Genomic DNA, 18,170 nt, shown 5'->3' with positions numbered 1-18,170 from the left:
TTATAGTTTTAATTTGCAAAAATCTATAATCTAGTTTCTATAAGTCTAATATCTACTATAACTTACTCTTCGTGTTTATGTAAATTCTTTTTTCTAGTAAAACCAAAACCAATATGTAGTCCAAGACTCAAATGAATATCTTCTTTGTCGTAAGCAAACTCAGCTACTGGTCCTATATGAAAATTTTTAATTTCAAATTCATAAGTAGTTTCTAAATGAAAAGCAAACATTGGTTTAAAATTATCTGCACCTTCCATTGCAATACCTGGCGAAAAGTTAATACTCCATGGTTCAAATGGTCTTACACAAGCAACAAGTCCAATCGTATTGTGTTTGTGTTCATCAAAAATGCGTTCATAGCCAAATCCTAAACCAAATATAGTATTCGGAAAATTATAAATATAATGCAAATGCAAACCGTAATTAAACGATTTCTCTTTTACAAAATATACTGGTGCATTGGCTATACCAATTTCATTTCTATGATGATTGTGATTTTTTGTTTCGTGTTCCTGTTCTTCCTGATGGTCATCATCATTCATCAATGTATGAGCTTTAACCGATAATGAACTAATCAATACTAGTAAAATAATTATTCCTTTCTGCAACATAGTTGCAAAAATAAACAAAACTTATTCAAAGTCTTTATAAAGCAGATATTTTTTTCGTATTACTTTAAATTGGTCGATATTATTTTGCCAAGTAGCTTTAATTTGATTAGCCGAATTGCCATTTTTAATTTGATTTTTTAAATCGTTAGTACCTGCTAATTTCACAAAAAAGTCATTAAAGAAACTGTTTTTGCTTTTCGTCATTTGATAGGCATTCAACAAATAATCTAAATTAATATGCATTTCTTGCAAACTATCTATTGAAATTGATGACAAATCATAACCATAACAAAGTTTATTTTGTAGTGGTGGATATTTAGCACCTTCAGTACTTACTGGTGTAAAACTAAAAGGCAAATTCTTACTAAAATCATTACTGCCATAAATTTGAAACGGTTTATCTGTACCTCTTCCTAAACTAATATTAGTCGTGCCTTCAAAAAAACACAAACTCGGATACAAATAAATACTTGCCATATTTGGCAAATTTGGCGATGGTTTTATAGGCAACTCATAAAAAGAATTATGGTCGTAATTTTTACATGGAATAACAGTTAAGTTACACAAAACACCATTCTCTAATAACTTTTCTCCATTTAAAAACTGAGCATACTCACCAATAGTCATACCATAAACAATAGGAATTTGTTGCATACCAACAAACGATTGATGTGTTTTTTCCAAGACTGGACCATCAACAAAATATCCATTCGGATTTGGTCTATCTAACACAATGAGTGCTTTATTATTTTCGGCACAAGCTTCCATTACATATTGTAGCGTTGAAATATAAGTATAAAATCGTACACCAACATCTTGAATATCAAAAAGAACGATATCAACATTACTTAATTGATCTGTACTAGGTTTTTTATTATTGCCATACAAAGAAACAATTGGCGTATTAGTTTTTGTATCTACACCATTATTAATGTGTTCACCAGCATCAGCCGTTCCACGAAAACCATGTTCTGGTGCAAACACTTTTTTTACATTTATACCAAGCGATATCAATGTATCTAATAAATGTGTACTATTTATTACCGAAGTCTGATTAACTACTAAAGCTACTGTTTTATTTTGTAGCAAAGGCAAGTATTCACTTAATTGCAAAGCACCAACTTCTATTTCTTTTTTAGTTATAGCTACTTGTTTCTTTTCACCACTAAAATGATGACTTTTTCTTATATCAACAGTTTCTATAATAGATTCACTACTATTTTGTGCTTTACATGCTACAATAGCCAACATCAAAAATCCAAATATGCTTAAAAACTTCACCATACCAATATATAACAAATTTCGTGCTGAAATTAAGTGCATTATCACTATTTTAGTCAACCATATTATAAACAACTGTTAAACTTGAATGTAGAACGATTTATATCGCAAAAATTAGCTTGGCAAGAAAAGAAATCTTTCTCAAGATTTATCATCATTATTGCAATTACTGCTATTGCTTTAAGCATGAGTATTATGATAGTAGCAACATGCATGGTAAATGGTTTTACATCAGAAATTAAACATAAAATTTTTGGATTTTGGGGCGAAATTCATATTCATAAAATGGACAATAATAGTTCTTTTGAAGAAACGCCTGTTCATTGGAAAGACATTAAAATTAATCAACTAAAGAAAATACCAGCAGTTAAATCTGTTACACCATACATTAACAAAGCAGCTATTTTTAAAACCAAACACGAAATAGACGGCGTTATTTTAAAAGGTGTTGATAGCTCTTTCGACTGGCAATTTATTAGTGATTATTTGGTTGATGGAAAACCAATTCAGTACAATGCGACAGATAGGTTTGCTAAAGAAATTATTATTTCGCAACAAAAAGCCAATGTTTTAAATCTTAAAATTGGCGATGCTGTTATTGTTTATTTTTTAAGAAAAAACAGCACTACTCCTATTGGAAGAAAACTAAAAATTGTAGGCATCTACAAAACTGGTTTAGAAGAATACGATAGTAAATTTAGTCTTGTTGATTTAAGATTGCTACAACAAATTAATGATTGGGACAGTACTCAAATGAGTGGTGTAGAAGTTAGATTAAATGATTTAGATAAGATAAACGAAGTTAATGATGAAATTTATTATACGATTATTGACAATACAATGTATAGTGAAACCATTCAGCAAATCAATCCGAATATATTTGAATGGTTGAAACTGCAAAAAATAAATGAAATTATTATTTTAGCAATTATGTTGCTAGTTGCTATTTTAAATATGATAACCGCATTAATTATTTTAATATTAGACAGAACAAAAATGATTGGTATATTAAAAGCATTAGGTGCTAAAAACAGTGTTATACGAGGAATATTTTTATACCAATCGATGTATATTATAAGTAGAGCAATTATAATTGGAAATATTATAGGTTTAGGTTTGTGTTTTTTACAACAGCAAACAGGATTTATTAAATTGAACGAAGAGAACTATTATGTATCACATGCACCAATTGCATTTGATTGGATACAAATTATAGCAATAAACATAGGTGCATTTGTAATTTGTGTGTTGGTACTATATATTCCATCAAGATTAGTTGCTAAAATATCTCCATTAAATGCCATTCGTTTTAATTAAAAAATGCTATGAATTATATAGAAACACTAAAGCAATCATTAAAAGAAAGTCTAACATCGTTTAGTCAAGCTTTGCCAAAGTTTATTATAGCTATACTTATTGTATTTATTGGCATTTATGTCGCCAACCGACTCATTAATTTATTTAGAAAAACTATTTTCAAATCTTCTAATGATGTATTGATTGCCAACTTTATAGCACAAGCAATTAAATTATTTATTATTTTAATATTTATTTTATTTGCACTAAATATCGCAGGATTTGGCAAAGTAGCCAGTGGTTTATTTGCTGCGGCTGGTGCTGGTGCTGTTATTTTAGGTTTTGCATTTAAAGATATAGGTCAGAATTTTATAGCAGGCGTAATTTTGTCTTTCAACAGACCTTTTAAGCTCGATGATACTGTAAGAATTGGAGATGTTTTTGGTAAAGTAAAAAACATGGAATTGCGATTTACACAAATTAAATCGTTTGAAGGTATTGATATATATATTCCCAATATTGAAATCATCAATAAACCAGTTGCCAATTATACCGAAGATGGCTATTATAGATTAGATATTATATTTTCTTTTCCTATAGATATTAAAGCAAAGGAAACAGAAACATTAATATTAAATACCATCAGAAAAAATCCAAATGTATTTGAAGATGGTGTTCATGAAATTTTTGCAGTCATCAATCACATTACTACAGATGTGTATAGTATTAAAGTATACTTTTGGATAAAAACTAAAGAATATAGAAGACATTACCATATTATTGAAAGTGATATTATAGAAAGTGTTCGATTAATATTATCAGAGCATAATATTTTATTACTAGAAGCATTAAAATAAAAAATATGATTTTAGAATATAGCAATTTTGTAAAATGTACTAAAGAAGAAGCGTGGACTTTTATAACGAGCATTGAACGCAGACCAGAATGGATTCCGTTTATGGAAAAATGTTATTTCACCAATAAAGTAGATGGTTGGGTTGGCAGTACCTATCAAGAAAAAGAAGTATTTTTAAATATACCATTAAACATCAACTACGAAATAATTGCGTATGAAGAATACAAACTCATGCGTTCTAGATGTTTTATGAAACCATTTTATCCAAAAGTAGAAGTTAGAATGGAAGCCAAAGAAGGTGGTTGTCAATGTGCATTAATTTTAGATATTAATTTAAGTTTATTTGCATTAATTCCAAATCGTATATTAAAATCAAAAATAGATGATATTATTACACCATTAGTAGACAACTTCAACGACATACTAGAAAAAGAAAGTGTATTAAATACAAAAAATAAAAACGCTTAACTCTGCTACTAAATTCTGTATAAAAGTACTTGAATAAAGAAACTACATGTTGCCAATCAATAGTAAACATAGCAATAATACTAATTGGCATTCAGAATTTATTTTGCTCTTCTGAACGCTAATTAGTATAAGTTATTTAGTATATTTGAAAAAAATGGGGCTATAGCTCAGTTGGCTAGAGTGCTTGACTGGCAGTCAAGAGGTCATGGGTTCGAATCCCATTAGCTCCACTTTGATAATCAATAAATTATATGATTATTTAAAATTATGTATATTTTATTTATATATAATTTTCACATAGAATGTATTAATCTGCTTTCGATTAATGAAAAATAACCTGAGTTATGGATTAGAATAGTTTAAATAAACTAGTAATTATTAGAAAAAGAGCGTCTTTACGAGCGGATGAAAGTAGCGAAGTCTACCTGTTTGGCACCATGTCTGCCGACAGGTAGAGACAGGTAATCTACTTTATAGCAGTTCATAGTTTGAGATTCCAAAGTTTTGCTCATATTTCCAAAATTTTGCAAAGATGATTTGATACTAATTATTGATTTTTGGTTTTACAATTACCTATATTTATTTTATTTAAAATAATATAAAATATAATTTATTATTTAACAAACAAACTATTTAAACTCATTTTTACCCATGGTTCGGATATACGAACCTTTTATAGTAGACACTTCTTGGACATTGCTATTAAATTTACTTACCACAAGTTACGCTACACTAAACTTACGACAGTGTGTATACACATTATGGTACAATTTTAATATACTTTTGTGTGATTGCAGAAGCAAAATCAAAATTAGGACAGCATACAAAATTAGAGTCAGGTATTTGCATTTGCAAAGTAATACATCTTAGTTGTCCTATAGGAAAAACTTCTTTAGGGAAATATATATAATTATAAGATTTAATATTATATACATGTACCTCTATTGGTCTCTCATTACAATCTTTTTCTCTAATATAAATATTTAATTTTTGAAGCTTACAATTTAGTTTTGTTGGCAACAAAACTAATAGTGAATCTGTATTCCTAACAGTAATAGTGTCTCTGATATCTATAATTAATGGTCTAATATAGTAGTTTTTACACTTTCCTGTCTCATTTCTTTCTATATTTGTATATATTTTATCATTATAATAATACATCTCTCTAGTAATCAGAGATAAAGAGCTGTCATAATAAGTAGCCCATCCATTTAAAATATCATCTTTATAATTTAATATACACCAAATTTTATTCCCTTTATAATACTTTTTTAAAATACCATTCTTTTTTCCGTTCTTTAATAAATATTCCGTATAAACATCTCCATTATTATAATATACCACTTTTTTTTTCTGTTGACAAGAACAGAAAATTAGTAACAGCAACATAATAAATAGTAATCTCATGGTTTCTTTTGAGTTGGTTTTGTCTTTGATGGATCTGTTGATTTGTATCGTGTAAATTTTTCATTTTTTTCTTCAATCTTAAAAGTATCTTTTTTAGTACTTCCGTCTGAATATTTTACTTTATCTACAAATGAACCATCATCTAAGTCCTCAATTTTTTCACGACTAACTTCTTCAACTGTATTTACGTCCATTTTCTTTTTTATATTTTCTGATAGTTTAGATAGTTTACCTCCAAAGTTTACACTTTTATCAAAAATTTTCACAATATCCTCCATACCTTCTACTAAATCTCCTTTAAATGCTCTCTTCATAACTTTAATTAAACCTTCTGAATTTGAAGGAATAAGCATTTCTGATAAATTAAATGACTCCACTACATCTGCTTTACCTTTCATTGCATCAAAAGATGCTGATGGAACCCCGCCAGATGCATATATATTATACCCAAAAGGCTGTACTCCATCTTCATCTGTTAGATTTAGATTCTTAAACTTTTGTCCTAACCAACTAATATCACTTTTGGAGAATCTCTCTTTGGAAAGAGAAACTGATAAATCTGAAAAATCTATAAACAAATCTTGTTCTACATCCGCTGAATATAACCCCGCTCCTCCGTAGTAAGAATTATAAACCTTAAGCCTTACATCTTTATTATCTATTAATTCCATTTTTGTGACACTTCCAGAATAATCTTTTATATAAATATATAATGTTTTCTTTGCACCTTCCTCATCTATGTATAGTAAAGGGCTATTTCCTGCATAAGAGTAATTACTTTCTGATGGAAAATTCTTATACAATGGATCAATACTTAAAAATCTGCCTAACCTAGAGTCATAGATTCTGGCACCGAAGTCATAGGAGTTTCCTTGACCTTTGATTTCATTTACCTTTTCAGCACCATTAAATCCAAAAAGGTAGGTGTTGCGTTGGGCTATGAGGTGGCTTGGTGCGTTTTGGTCTTCGCAGGCATCATAGGTTCTGCCTACTAGTTGCATTCCAAATGGATAGTAGTCTTGTGTGGTAAGTATGTGGCTTTTGTAGCTGTTGCCTTCGTAGTATTTTACATCGCTTAGTGTTGTCATTACATTGCCTAGGTGGTTGCTTAGCTCGTACTGTCTTAGTGTTTTTTGGCGTACATACTGCCCAAATGGTGATAGTATTGGTATGCTGTAGTTTAAACTATCGTGATAAACTCCTAGTCTACTACTTCCATAGATTACATATTCTATTTCGTTGGCTGGTTTGGTTTGGCACTGTGTTTCTGTTGGCATACCTGTATAACACAAGTTTTGTGGCTCTCGCTCGGTTTCGGTGGCTAGTATGTTGCCTTGTGCGTCTCGCCAGTACCAAGTTACTTTGTAAGTACTGTCGTCTACTGCATAACCTGTTGTAGGATCTATGGTTAGTTTGTTTTTGTATATTTTGGCTATTCTATTACCCATGGCATCGTACCTAAACTCTAAGTTATGTTTATTTGCTGATGGTGCAAAATAAATCTTAGCAATTTTTCCGTAGACTGTCCATTTTATACTGTCTATTTGTTCTTTTTCGTCTTTTATTAGTTGTCCTATTTCGTCGTACTCATAGTTTGGATTGTTGCCGTATAACCCAAATTACACTTTAGAAAAAATAGGTTCATTTTGTTTTAAAAAGGTTGCGTAGCTACGCCACACTTTACTACTTAAAAGCTACTGCTAATAAAGTTGAAGTACTACGCACTTCCTATTTATACTAATTAGCATTCAAAATAACTTTGTTCTTTTGCATTATTTAGCTTTTCTGAACACTAATTCGTATTAGAACTAGAAGTATTTCATACTTCTAGTTGAGTAGCCATGTGTACAACTTATGGTATAAAAAGTATCTAATGCATAATTTGGGTTAAAAATAATACCATTGCTAATACAAATTAGTCCAAAAACTAACTATAAAAGGTTATGCCGCTACACGGCATTTTCATGTTGCTTTACTTTTTTCTAATGAGGTTAAACTGCTACGCAGTTTTTGTGTTATATTGGACTATTTATTAACAAGTAATGGTATAACAACTATTATTAATTATTAATTAAAGATAATAAGATACCTATCATACTAATATTTTATAATTATATATTTATTTATCTATAACTGATGAAATATATTACTTTAAGTCGTTTAAATTTCTATATTGCAGATTACTGTATTCTATTTTTCTCTTCTTGGTTGCTTTTGTTTACTCTTGTATTTTGAAACTGTTTTCCTTTTTGGAAATTATAAGAAATAGACAATGCTACTGCTGACGAACTAAATGTATTTCTAGTAACAGAGTTTACATTGAAAAAGTTGGTATCAAAAGAGAAGTTCTTGGTATGAAAAATATCAAATCCTGATAGTTTAATACTTAGTTTTTTATCTAGCAAAAGTTTAGTAATAGACACATTAACCATACCATCTGATTTCATCATATCTGTTGCGTCAAGGAATGGCGTAGCATAAAATCCAAAAACATTAATTTGAAAGTTTTTAGGTAACTTAAAAGTGTTGTCGAGTGAAAATACGCCTTTATTGGAACTTACATTAAAGTCTGCACCACTAATTACAGTGTTGTATTTAAAGAAAGTATAGGTTGCCGAAAACGACATCGTCCACCATTTAAATAATTCTTTGTTGATGTTAACGCCAATGTTTAAATTGTTTCTAACATTAAAATTTGTTGCTTTGTAAGTAGTAATTTTAGTAGAATCGTTTTGATATGCTAAATGCGTATAGTTGTTTTTAACATGCTCATATCCTACAAAAAAAGAATAATATTTTTTTAAAGTATAAGTAAATTCTACTACATCTATTAACTGTGGTTTCAAGTCTGCATTGCCTGACCAAATAGAATATGGACTCATGTAAAACTCAAATGGATTTAAATCGTTGAAGTTTGGTCGTTGAATTTTTCTAGTATAACTTAAGTTTAAATTATTATTTTCTTTAATTGTTTTGTTGACAAACACGCTTGGAAAGAAATCGACATAGTGCCTTTGTTTCTTTTGATTTAGCGTAATAGAATATTGATTGGTATTGGTTTGTTCTACTCTTAAACCAACATTGGTACTCCAATTATTTTTCCAAGATTTATTCCAAATTCCGTAAGCTGCATTGATGTTTTCGGTATATCTAAACTCGTTAGATTTTGTAGTATCTTGTTGATAATTGTTTTCTACCAAATTATAAAATTGTATATCGTTATTAATTTTTGTCCAAGTAAACTTGATACCAAACTCTAATGAATTTTCATTCTTTAAATACTTATTATAATCTAATTTATAAGTATGTAAATTAACCAAATACGGACTCGTTTGATAAAAGTCGTAAACATCTGCAATTTGATTGTATTGATTATCGTAGTAGTTGGTTACTAAATTGCTAAACGATTCTGAGTTAAAATAAGTGTAATCGTAACTAAAACCAATGCTACTTCCTAATGAATCTAGCGTTGCTTTATAATTGGCATTTACTGATGGATTAATAATTTTATTATTTAAAGTATTATCTGTTTTCTGAATTTCATTAATAAATCCAGTTGTTTTATCATTATAAGTGAGCAATGTAGAATTACCATCATTTGGATTTTTCATTGCAAACAACTCCACACCTAAACCAAAATATTGTTTGTCGTTTATTGAATATCTATAATTTGTATTTAAATAATGATTATTATTTCGACTCACTGCTGCTCCATCTTCTTCTATGAGTTGTATAACATCATCAATATTAAAATTTCTGTCGAATACTCTTTTAAAGAAACCTTTGTTATAACCATAGTTGTAATTGGTGTTAATGGTATTCTTTTTAAAATTGACACTTAAGTTAAATCCAGTATAAATACTTGAATATTTATTTTGATTATAAGTAGTATATACCGAACCAAGCACACCACTTTTCATGCTTTCTTTTAGCACAATATTAATAACACCACCTTTTGCATTGGCATCAAATTTTGCAGAAGCATTGCTACTCACTTCTATCTTTTTTACATTAGAACTTTGGATTGATTTTAGCAAATTATTGAGTTGTTCTCCGTTTAGCTGTTCTACTTTTCCGTTAACCATTACTTGTACACCAGATTTTCCATTGACTTTAATTTCATCGTCGCCTGTAACCGTAACACTTGGCACAGAACGCATTAAATCCAACAAGTTTTCGCCAGATGACTTAGTACTATTTTCTACATTAAAAATTAGCTTATCTGCTTGTCGTTCTATGATTGGTCTGCTAGCAAGAATTTGAACACCATCTAAAACAATACTCTGTGGTTTTAAATATAACTTTCCAATATTAATTACTTTATCATTATTTATTAAAATATTAGAAATAGTATCTGTTTGATATCCTAGAAAAACAATTTCTACAAAATAGCTTCCTGTTGGTAGATTGGTAATTTCAAACTGTCCTATACTGTCACTAATCGTTCCATTAACATAAACACTGTCGCTAGTATTGTAGACTGCTATATTAGCATAAGCAACTGCTTGATTATTTTCATCTAAAATAGTGCCTGAAATGGTATTGGCATAAATTTTTGTTGCCATGAAAAAGCAACACATTAGAAATATTTTTAATTTCATTGAACAATTTTTTATTGATTAATACTAATTAGTGTTCAGAATAGCAAAATAAATTTTGATTATTTTTTTATTGAATTCAAGGCAAAAAACGCAGTCATAGCCAAAAGCTATGGCGAGTTTTTTAACGCAGAAGTCATTCAAAAAATACAAAAGGATGAAGCTATTTTGAATGCTATTTAGTATAAAATAAACTTTACGCTTCAAAACTATATTTAGATTTTAAGTATTGTTTGATTTTTGCAGAAAAAATTATTAATGACTGTTAAAATAGGTTGTTTTATAGCAATATATTAAGATAATTTAACAATTATGCATTGTTTGCTTCTATGTTTTACATATTAGCATACCAAACAAGCTATTATTTTTAGCATGATATGTGAGTAATTTGGAATGTATTTGAGATTTGAAGTAGCATTTAATTAAACTTACCACTGCCATTTTATTACTGATTTAAGATTACTCCCCAAAATACTAGAAGAAAACTTCTGACTACACTGGAAAAAACTTTTATGTTAAATTGATATGTCTCTAAATTCCTAATAGTTTTTTGGTTCTTGGTGTGTACTTCTTACTCTAATTATTCTTATTTCTTCTTTACCTATGTAGTATGCTATTCTTATATGGTGTAATTCAAATGCTCTGTAACTGCCATCATTATTTTGCTTGTATTTGTCTCTTGGATATCTTTCTTCTTGTATTGGTATTTCGTTGACTTTTTCTATTATTGACTTTCTTACTAGTTCTGCATTTTGTATTGAGTCTTTCTTTATATGTTTTATCTGTTTTTTAAACTCATTTCTTTGTTCTTCATCCCAAACAAGTTTCTTTTTTACCATGTCTCTGATTCTTTTGCTAATTCTTCATGTGTTATATATTGTCCTTTGTCTATTCTTTTCATTGCTTCGTCTATTTCTTTATTGTATTGTTCTATGCTTATTCTTTCTTCTATGTCAGTTATTTTTACATATGATTCTATATATCTTAATATATTTTCTTTTTCGCTATCTCCTAGTAATGGTAATTTTTCTATTATTTCTTTATCTATAGTGCTTATACTCATGATTTTGCTTTTTACTAAGTTATACATTTTTATTTTTAATTGGTATTAATTATTTTATTGAATGACATTTTTATATGTTTTACTCATAACTTAAAAACATTATTTTGCTTGTACTTATTACACTAATTTACTTTAATTTACAAGTACTGTATTTTTGTATTGATGGTATACATATTACTACACTTAGAGATTACTATTCAAAATGTCAGAAGGAAACTTCTGACTACACGAGAAAGAACTTTTATATTAAATTGATATACCCTAGTTCCTAATAGTTCTACTTGTATTTCTTCTTTGGATTTCTGCTTGTATTAAAAACTCTGTGTACTAAAACAGTATCTTTTTTTATACTGTAAATTACCAAGTATGGAAATGATTTTACTAATACTTGTCTATATTCTTTCTTTACTATTCTAAAGTGTTTTGGATAGTTTGTTATATAGTCTACTTTTTTATCTAAAGTATCTTTAAATTTTATTCCTAGTCCTTCTTGTTGTTCTTCATAATATCCTACTGCGTTTAATACATCTTCATCTGCTTCTTTTAAGAAAGCTATCTTATATTTCATATTTTTCTTTTATATGACTTTTTACTTCTTCCCAGCTGTATGTTTCTAATTTTCCTGCTAGATAATCTTCTGTTTGTTTATCTAGTTCTAGCAATTCTTCATCTGTTAGCTCAAAGTCTACTTCTTCTTTGTTTAGAAGTGTATATATTGCTTCTAGTATTTTTTCGTTATCTTCTATGTCTATTCGTATGTGTAATTGTTCTTTTAATTCTGCTGTACTCATAATTTTGCTTTTTACTAAGTTATACATTTTTATTTTTAATTGGTGTTAATTATTTTATTGAATGGCATTTTTATATATTTTGCTTATAATATAAAAGCATTATTTGCTTGTTTGTTACACTAATTTACTTTAATTTATAAGTACTGTATTTTTGTATTGATGGTATAAGCTTAGATATTGCTCTTTGAGATGCCAGAAGGAAATTGCTGACACCACAGGAAAAAAACAAACAAGCTTATGACAACTAAATTTGTAGGACGGTGATAACACCGCCCTTGTGCGAAGGAAATGATGATGATAAACATGTAGTTTCTAAGCTTATTGATGCTTTTATTAAAACTAAACAGCTTAAACAAATTGTAGCTCAATAATTTTTATTCTATTGGACAAATTGGCTCTCCTTTTACATATAAGTTTAATATACTTGGATTGCTTATTGGTGTATTAAAATCTATATCGTTAAAATCTGGATCTTTAGTATAAATTTTTAATAAATAATATCCACCTTTTAACTGTATATCTTTATTAAAATCATTTAAGAGTTCTGTTGTTGTATGTTCTTCTCCATAAACCTTATAATGGTAGATTACTGAAGTTCCTTTTCTTGGTATATATTTCTTACCATCTGTTACTGCTACCGTATAACAATAGTTGGTTTTCATATCCTTTCTCTTAATTCCACCACTGATAAGAAGATATAAAATTAAAATGCCTAAAACAATTAGCCCTAAAAGAGAAAGAATCTCTTTTAGGTTTTTATCTTTTAAAAATCTCATTTTGTTAGCTTTTGTTCCTCTGCTAGTGCTAGCTTGTAGCTCGTACTATTATACAAATATACAAATTAATCTTTTCCATTTATGTGTAACCTAACACAGCAAAGCTAACAAAACAAACACCTTCGTTATTATGTATTATGTATTTTCTGCTCATATACAAAACTAATGCAAACTATATATTTATACAAGTATTTTATATTGGTAAGATCAACAAGCTCGCACCAGCTTTGGAAAATAAAGCTATAAAAAATATCCTACTCCTTGTCCTTGCTTAAAATAGTGTGTCCCATTTTGTCGCGTTTGGTTTCTAAGTAATCTTTATTATATATATTAGGCAATACTTCTATAGGTATGTTCTCTACTATTTCTAATCCATAACCTTTTAATGCTGCTCGCTTTTTCGGATTATTGGTTATCAGTCGTAGTTTATTAATTTTCAAATCGCGTAATATCTGAGCACCAATGCCAAAATCTCTTTGGTCTGCTTTAAAACCCAATGCCAAATTCGCATCAACAGTATCCATGCCTTCTTCTTGCAGTTTGTATGCTTTCAATTTATTAATAAAACCAATGCCTCTGCCTTCTTGCATCATATATAAAATAACACCTTTGCCTTCTTGCTCTACCATTTTCATTGCATTGTGTAGTTGGTCGCCACAATCGCATCTCAAAGAACCTAAAATATCGCCAGTAATACAAGAAGAATGTACTCTTACCATAACTTCGTCGCCTTCATTCCACTCTCCTTTTACTAGTGCAAAATGTTCTTCGTCGGTCATTTTCGCTTTGTAAGCAATAAGTTTATACTCGCCATATTTCGTAGGCATTTTTACTTCTACAATGCGTTCCACTTGTCGTTCTTTATCTAAACGATAAGCTACTAAATCTTTAATAGAAATAATTTTAAGTTGATGCTTCTCTGCAATTTTAATGAGTTCTGGCATGCGAGCCATCGTACCATCTTCGTTCATAATTTCTACCAACACACCAGCTGGTTCAAAACCTGCCATTCGTGCTAAATCTATAGTTGCTTCTGTATGACCAGTTCTTCGCAACACGCCTTCTTTTTTTGCTTTTAAAGGAAAAATATGACCTGGTTTTCCAAAATCAGATGGTTTGATAGTTGGATCAATCAATGCTTGAATCGTTTTAGCTCTGTCTGCTGTAGAAATTCCTGTAGTACAACCATGACCAATTAAATCTATCGATACTGTAAAAGGTGTATCAAAATGAGAAGAGTTGGCATTCACCATCATTTCTAATCCAAGTTCTTCGCAACGATCTTCTATAATTGGTGTACAAATTAAACCTCTGCCATGTGTTGCCATAAAATTGATGATGTCTGGTGTTACATTTCGAGCAGCAGTAATGAAGTCGCCTTCATTTTCTCTGTCTTCATCATCTACTACAATAACTAATTTACCAACTTGAATATCTTTGATAGCAGCTTCAATGGTATCTAATTTATATTTATCTTGTTGTTGGTTTCCAGACATTGCTTTGTATTCCTTTAATTGCTTTAAAAAATCCGAGTAAAACTGCTACTTGCATAATCATAAAATAAATGAAGTGTTTAACATACTTTACATCGAAGTCAAATTTAATGAAAAGTAGTGTGAGTATAAGTAGCGTTACTGTTAACACTAAAATAAGAATTGGCAATTTTATCATTAAATAAATGAATGCATACAACAACAAAAAAGGCGTACACCATCGTAGTACTTTGTGTGATAGCAATGCAAACGATAGTTTATTAAATGGTTGTAAAAGTAGGTTTTTAAAATACGGTATAATTTGAAATCCACCAGAACTTATTCGTACTTTACGATTAAATTCTTCTTGAATACGGTTGTCTCTTATTTCAAAACATTTAGCGTTTTCATTTAAAATAGTTCGTTTGTTTTGTAGGTTGATGTTCATGCCAATCCACATATCATCTAAAACAAGATTTTTAGGAATTGGTTTAAAATACTTTGCACGAATAGCGTAGCATGCACCAAACGAAGCTAAAATTAAACCTAAGTGCTTGCTTTCTTGTAGTTTGATTTTAGTTTCAAAATTTAGATATTCTTTTTCTAATGATTCTTGTTGGTTGATGACCATAGCATCTACTAATCCAACTGTATCTGTTTTAAAATATTTTATGCATTCGTAGATTAGATTGTCGTCGAAAATAATATCTGCATCTGTTAAAATGACAAGGTCGTCTTTAGGAATTTCTTGCATTAAGTTGTTGATAATACTTGGTTTTCCTTGTCGCTCTGTATAAACTGTATATTGAATATTCAATTTATCTTGATAAGTTGCTACAATTTGTTGTGATGCATCTGTACAATTGTCTAATCCAATATAAATATTAATTTTATTTTTTGGGTAATTATTATTTATAATACTCTCTAATTTTTGTGCAATAACTTTTTCTTCATTGTGAATTGGAATGATAATATTAACAGTTGGTAAGTCATCGTTTAAATTGTAGTGATTGATATGCTCATCAAACTTAAATAAACTAATAAATATAGCGTATATAATATAAGTATATAACAATAAACATATTATAATTATAAATACAATCATTAATTAATTTAAGTTTTCTTTCTTTTTGAACTTCGCTTTTATCGTAGCAAAAATATTACTACTAAAAACATTGGCATCGTTTACTGTTCTGTAACTTAAATAAATTGCCAATGGTAGCAATACAATTGTAGATAACCACATTCCTATTGGCATTGGTATTACTTCTGCTTTAGCTAATTTTTCGCCTGTTACATTTAACACATGAAAAACTACAAAATACAATACAGAAACTAATATAGGCACACCAAAACCACCTTTTCTTACAATAGCTCCCATCATTCCACCAACTATCATCAATACAATACAAGCAAACGACAACATATATTTTCTATATATTTCTGCTACATAAGCATAATAAAATGCTTTTCGCCAACTCATATCTTCTTGTGTACTTTGAATAGATTGTATAAAAGCATTTATAGAAGATTGTGCTTTAACTGTTACGCCAGTAGTAAAGTTTCTATTATAAACATTATTTAAATCTATATTTATTATGGAAGTTGTAGTCGTATCTTCTTCTATAATTGGCTGTTCAATAATTGTTCCTTTTTTATTGGTTGGTACATAGTTATTATAAGTTGCATAAATAACATTCCACCTACCTTGCATATCTCTTTCTAATGAATCTGCTTCTTGATTTAATTGCTTAATAGAATACATTACCTGATTGGCTTTAAACAAATTTTCATCTGTTCGTTTCATTTGAAATTCATTTAAGTCGAATACTTTTCGCCAACTTTTAAAATGCATTTCCATTGCTTCATCTTGAATATTCTTATCTACTTCATTTTTATTGCGTTTAAAATCGTATTGATATTGCTTACCATTGTACAACTCTAAAATTAAAAACTGACCAGTATTACTCAACGAAATTTTGCCTTTATCTGCTAATACCAATAATTTATTGCCATTATTTTGCGAATGATCATAAACAGTAATTCCATATAGTGTTTGATTATCTGCTGCTTTTTTATCAATTTTCAAAGCAAAACCAGATAAACCTCTATAAAAAACACCTTCTTGTATATCTAGTGCTGGTTTCGATTTCCTTATATCATACAATAAAGCGTAAAACTTTAAATTTACCTTAGGCAATACATAATTTGAAAAATAAAATGCAGAACCAGCTAATACCACAGAAAACACCAGAATAGAAGCCATTACTCTTAGTACAGAAACACCAGAAGCTTTAAAAGCCGTTAACTCATTACTTTCAGCTAAATCACCAATAACCATATTCGATGCCAACAATACTGCTAATGGCAAAGACATTGGCGTAATAATTACTGCAAACAGTTTTACTAATTGTAATACCAAACTCATTTCTAAACCTTTTCCTACAATATCATCAATGTACTTCCACAGAAACTGCATTACAAAAATGAAAGTGGTTAATCCATAGGTTATTATCAAAGGCAATATGAATGCACTTAATACTTTTTTATCTACTTTTTTAACTATTGCCATCGGTTTGTGCAAAATTATGCAATTTCTTACACTATCGTAATGTTAAATACTTGAAATTAATTGTAGATTTTCGTAAATTTGCACACTTTTTAAACTTATTTGTCTATGCGTCAATTAAAGATAACCAAATCCATAACTAATCGTGAAAGTCAATCGCTTGAAAAATATCTACAAGAAATTGGAAAAGTTGATTTATTAACTCCTGAAGAAGAGGTAGAATTAGCACAAAGAATTAAGCAAGGTGACCAAATTGCTTTGGAAAGATTAACGAAAGCCAATTTGCGTTTTGTGGTTTCTGTAGCTAAACAATATCAAAATCAAGGTTTAACACTAAGCGATTTAATTAACGAAGGAAATTTGGGTTTAATTAAAGCAGCTCAAAGATTTGACGAAACCAGAGGTTTTAAATTTATTTCTTATGCTGTTTGGTGGATTCGTCAATCTATTTTACAAGCATTAGCAGAGCAATCTAGAATTGTACGATTACCTTTAAATAAAGTAGGTTCTTTAAATAAAATCAATAAAGCATTTTCTTCTTTAGAACAAGAGTTTGAAAGAGAACCTTCTGCAGAAGAATTGGCTGACATTTTAGAAATTACTAGAGAAGAAGTAGAAACTACATTGGGTGTTGCTGCACGACATGTTTCTGTTGATGCTCCATTTCAAGAAGGTGAAGAAAACTCATTATTAGATGTTTTAGAAAACAAAGGTATTGAACGAACTGACCATGGTGTAGAATATGTTGACTCTTTAAGTAAAGAAATTGAACGCTCTTTAAGTACATTAACAGACAGACAGAAAGATGTATTGAAATACTATTTTGGTATTGGTGTAGAACATCCAATGTCATTAGAAGATATAGGCGATAAATTTGGTTTAACTAGAGAACGAGTTCGTCAAATTAAAGACAAAGCCATCAATAAATTAAGAGCAACTTCTAGAAGCAAACTCCTTAAAAACTACTTAGGCAATTAAAATA

The 18,170-nt window shown here is 29.2% G+C and carries 17 protein-coding genes and 1 tRNA gene; 5 read left to right on the top strand and 13 right to left on the bottom strand.

Translation table 11 applies throughout. The annotated features are described in order from the left end of the window. Nucleotides 1–62: 62 nt before the first annotated feature. Both H6553_04170 and H6553_04165 read right to left on the bottom strand, forming a co-directional pair. The gene (locus H6553_04170; GenBank protein ID MCB9033012.1) at nucleotides 63–611 is read right to left on the bottom strand and encodes a hypothetical protein; all 549 of its coding nucleotides are present in this window, start codon (nucleotides 609–611) and stop codon (nucleotides 63–65) included. A gap of 21 nt (nucleotides 612–632) precedes the next feature. After that, entirely contained in the window at nucleotides 633–1,895 is a 1,263-nt protein-coding gene (locus H6553_04165) for a DUF1343 domain-containing protein (GenBank protein MCB9033011.1), read from the bottom strand. Between the two features lie 33 nt (nucleotides 1,896–1,928). On the opposite strand from H6553_04165, the gene H6553_04160 reads away from it, so the two are divergent. From H6553_04160 to H6553_04145, 4 genes are all read left to right on the top strand, one after another. Next, complete coding sequence (locus H6553_04160) at nucleotides 1,929–3,209, top strand: ABC transporter permease (protein ID MCB9033010.1); 1,281 nt, start codon at nucleotides 1,929–1,931, stop codon at nucleotides 3,207–3,209. A gap of 8 nt (nucleotides 3,210–3,217) precedes the next feature. Further along, on the top strand, nucleotides 3,218–4,045 hold the full coding sequence (locus H6553_04155; GenBank protein MCB9033009.1) for a mechanosensitive ion channel: 828 nt from the start codon (nucleotides 3,218–3,220) through the stop codon (nucleotides 4,043–4,045). Nucleotides 4,046–4,050: 5 nt separating this feature from the next. Then, a complete protein-coding gene (locus H6553_04150) occupies nucleotides 4,051–4,512 on the top strand; it encodes a hypothetical protein (protein ID MCB9033008.1) in 462 nt (153 codons plus the stop codon). A 156-nt stretch (nucleotides 4,513–4,668) separates the two neighbouring features. Continuing rightward, nucleotides 4,669–4,742: transfer RNA gene (locus tag H6553_04145), tRNA-Ala, on the top strand. A gap of 529 nt (nucleotides 4,743–5,271) precedes the next feature. Here the strand turns inward: H6553_04145 and H6553_04140 are convergent. From H6553_04140 to H6553_04090, 11 genes are all read right to left on the bottom strand, one after another. After that, complete coding sequence (locus tag H6553_04140; protein MCB9033007.1) at nucleotides 5,272–5,919, bottom strand: hypothetical protein; 648 nt, start codon at nucleotides 5,917–5,919, stop codon at nucleotides 5,272–5,274. Then, nucleotides 5,916–7,367: a hypothetical protein gene (locus tag H6553_04135; GenBank protein ID MCB9033006.1), complete on the bottom strand. Its 1,452-nt coding sequence runs from the start codon at nucleotides 7,365–7,367 to the stop codon at nucleotides 5,916–5,918. The genes H6553_04140 and H6553_04135 overlap by 4 nt, the downstream gene beginning before the upstream one ends. A gap of 732 nt (nucleotides 7,368–8,099) precedes the next feature. Continuing rightward, nucleotides 8,100–10,484 carry a TonB-dependent receptor gene (locus H6553_04130; GenBank protein ID MCB9033005.1) on the bottom strand — a complete coding sequence of 795 codons (2,385 nt, stop codon included), beginning with the start codon at nucleotides 10,482–10,484 and terminating at the stop codon, nucleotides 8,100–8,102. 572 nt (nucleotides 10,485–11,056) lie between these two features. Then, nucleotides 11,057–11,356: a type II toxin-antitoxin system RelE/ParE family toxin gene (locus H6553_04125; protein MCB9033004.1), complete on the bottom strand. Its 300-nt coding sequence runs from the start codon at nucleotides 11,354–11,356 to the stop codon at nucleotides 11,057–11,059. Next, nucleotides 11,350–11,580 (bottom strand): hypothetical protein, encoded by a 231-nt coding sequence (locus tag H6553_04120; protein ID MCB9033003.1) that lies wholly within the window; start codon nucleotides 11,578–11,580, stop codon nucleotides 11,350–11,352. The genes H6553_04125 and H6553_04120 overlap by 7 nt, the downstream gene beginning before the upstream one ends. 277 nt (nucleotides 11,581–11,857) lie before the next feature. Next, on the bottom strand, nucleotides 11,858–12,148 hold the full coding sequence (locus H6553_04115; GenBank protein MCB9033002.1) for a type II toxin-antitoxin system RelE/ParE family toxin: 291 nt from the start codon (nucleotides 12,146–12,148) through the stop codon (nucleotides 11,858–11,860). Then, the gene (locus H6553_04110) at nucleotides 12,138–12,371 is read right to left on the bottom strand and encodes a hypothetical protein (protein ID MCB9033001.1); all 234 of its coding nucleotides are present in this window, start codon (nucleotides 12,369–12,371) and stop codon (nucleotides 12,138–12,140) included. The genes H6553_04115 and H6553_04110 overlap by 11 nt, the downstream gene beginning before the upstream one ends. Before the next feature lie 374 nt (nucleotides 12,372–12,745). Further along, nucleotides 12,746–13,147, bottom strand: a complete 402-nt coding sequence (locus H6553_04105; GenBank protein MCB9033000.1) for a hypothetical protein — start codon at nucleotides 13,145–13,147, stop codon at nucleotides 12,746–12,748. Between the two features lie 254 nt (nucleotides 13,148–13,401). Continuing rightward, nucleotides 13,402–14,643, bottom strand: coding sequence for a bifunctional 3,4-dihydroxy-2-butanone-4-phosphate synthase/GTP cyclohydrolase II (locus H6553_04100; GenBank protein ID MCB9032999.1), 1,242 nt, complete (start codon nucleotides 14,641–14,643; stop codon nucleotides 13,402–13,404). After that, on the bottom strand, nucleotides 14,618–15,724 hold the full coding sequence (locus tag H6553_04095; protein MCB9032998.1) for a glycosyltransferase: 1,107 nt from the start codon (nucleotides 15,722–15,724) through the stop codon (nucleotides 14,618–14,620). The genes H6553_04100 and H6553_04095 overlap by 26 nt, the downstream gene beginning before the upstream one ends. Before the next feature lie 3 nt (nucleotides 15,725–15,727). Continuing rightward, nucleotides 15,728–17,191: an LptF/LptG family permease gene (locus H6553_04090; protein ID MCB9032997.1), complete on the bottom strand. Its 1,464-nt coding sequence runs from the start codon at nucleotides 17,189–17,191 to the stop codon at nucleotides 15,728–15,730. A gap of 105 nt (nucleotides 17,192–17,296) precedes the next feature. On the opposite strand from H6553_04090, the gene H6553_04085 reads away from it, so the two are divergent. Then, the gene (locus H6553_04085; protein ID MCB9032996.1) at nucleotides 17,297–18,166 is read left to right on the top strand and encodes a sigma-70 family RNA polymerase sigma factor; all 870 of its coding nucleotides are present in this window, start codon (nucleotides 17,297–17,299) and stop codon (nucleotides 18,164–18,166) included. Nucleotides 18,167–18,170: the final 4 nt, after the last annotated feature.

This window comes from Chitinophagales bacterium (genome assembly GCA_020636535.1).
Taxonomy (GTDB): domain Bacteria; phylum Bacteroidota; class Bacteroidia; order Chitinophagales; family JADIYW01; genus JADJSS01.
This window is presented reverse-complemented; position numbering and strand designations above follow the sequence as displayed.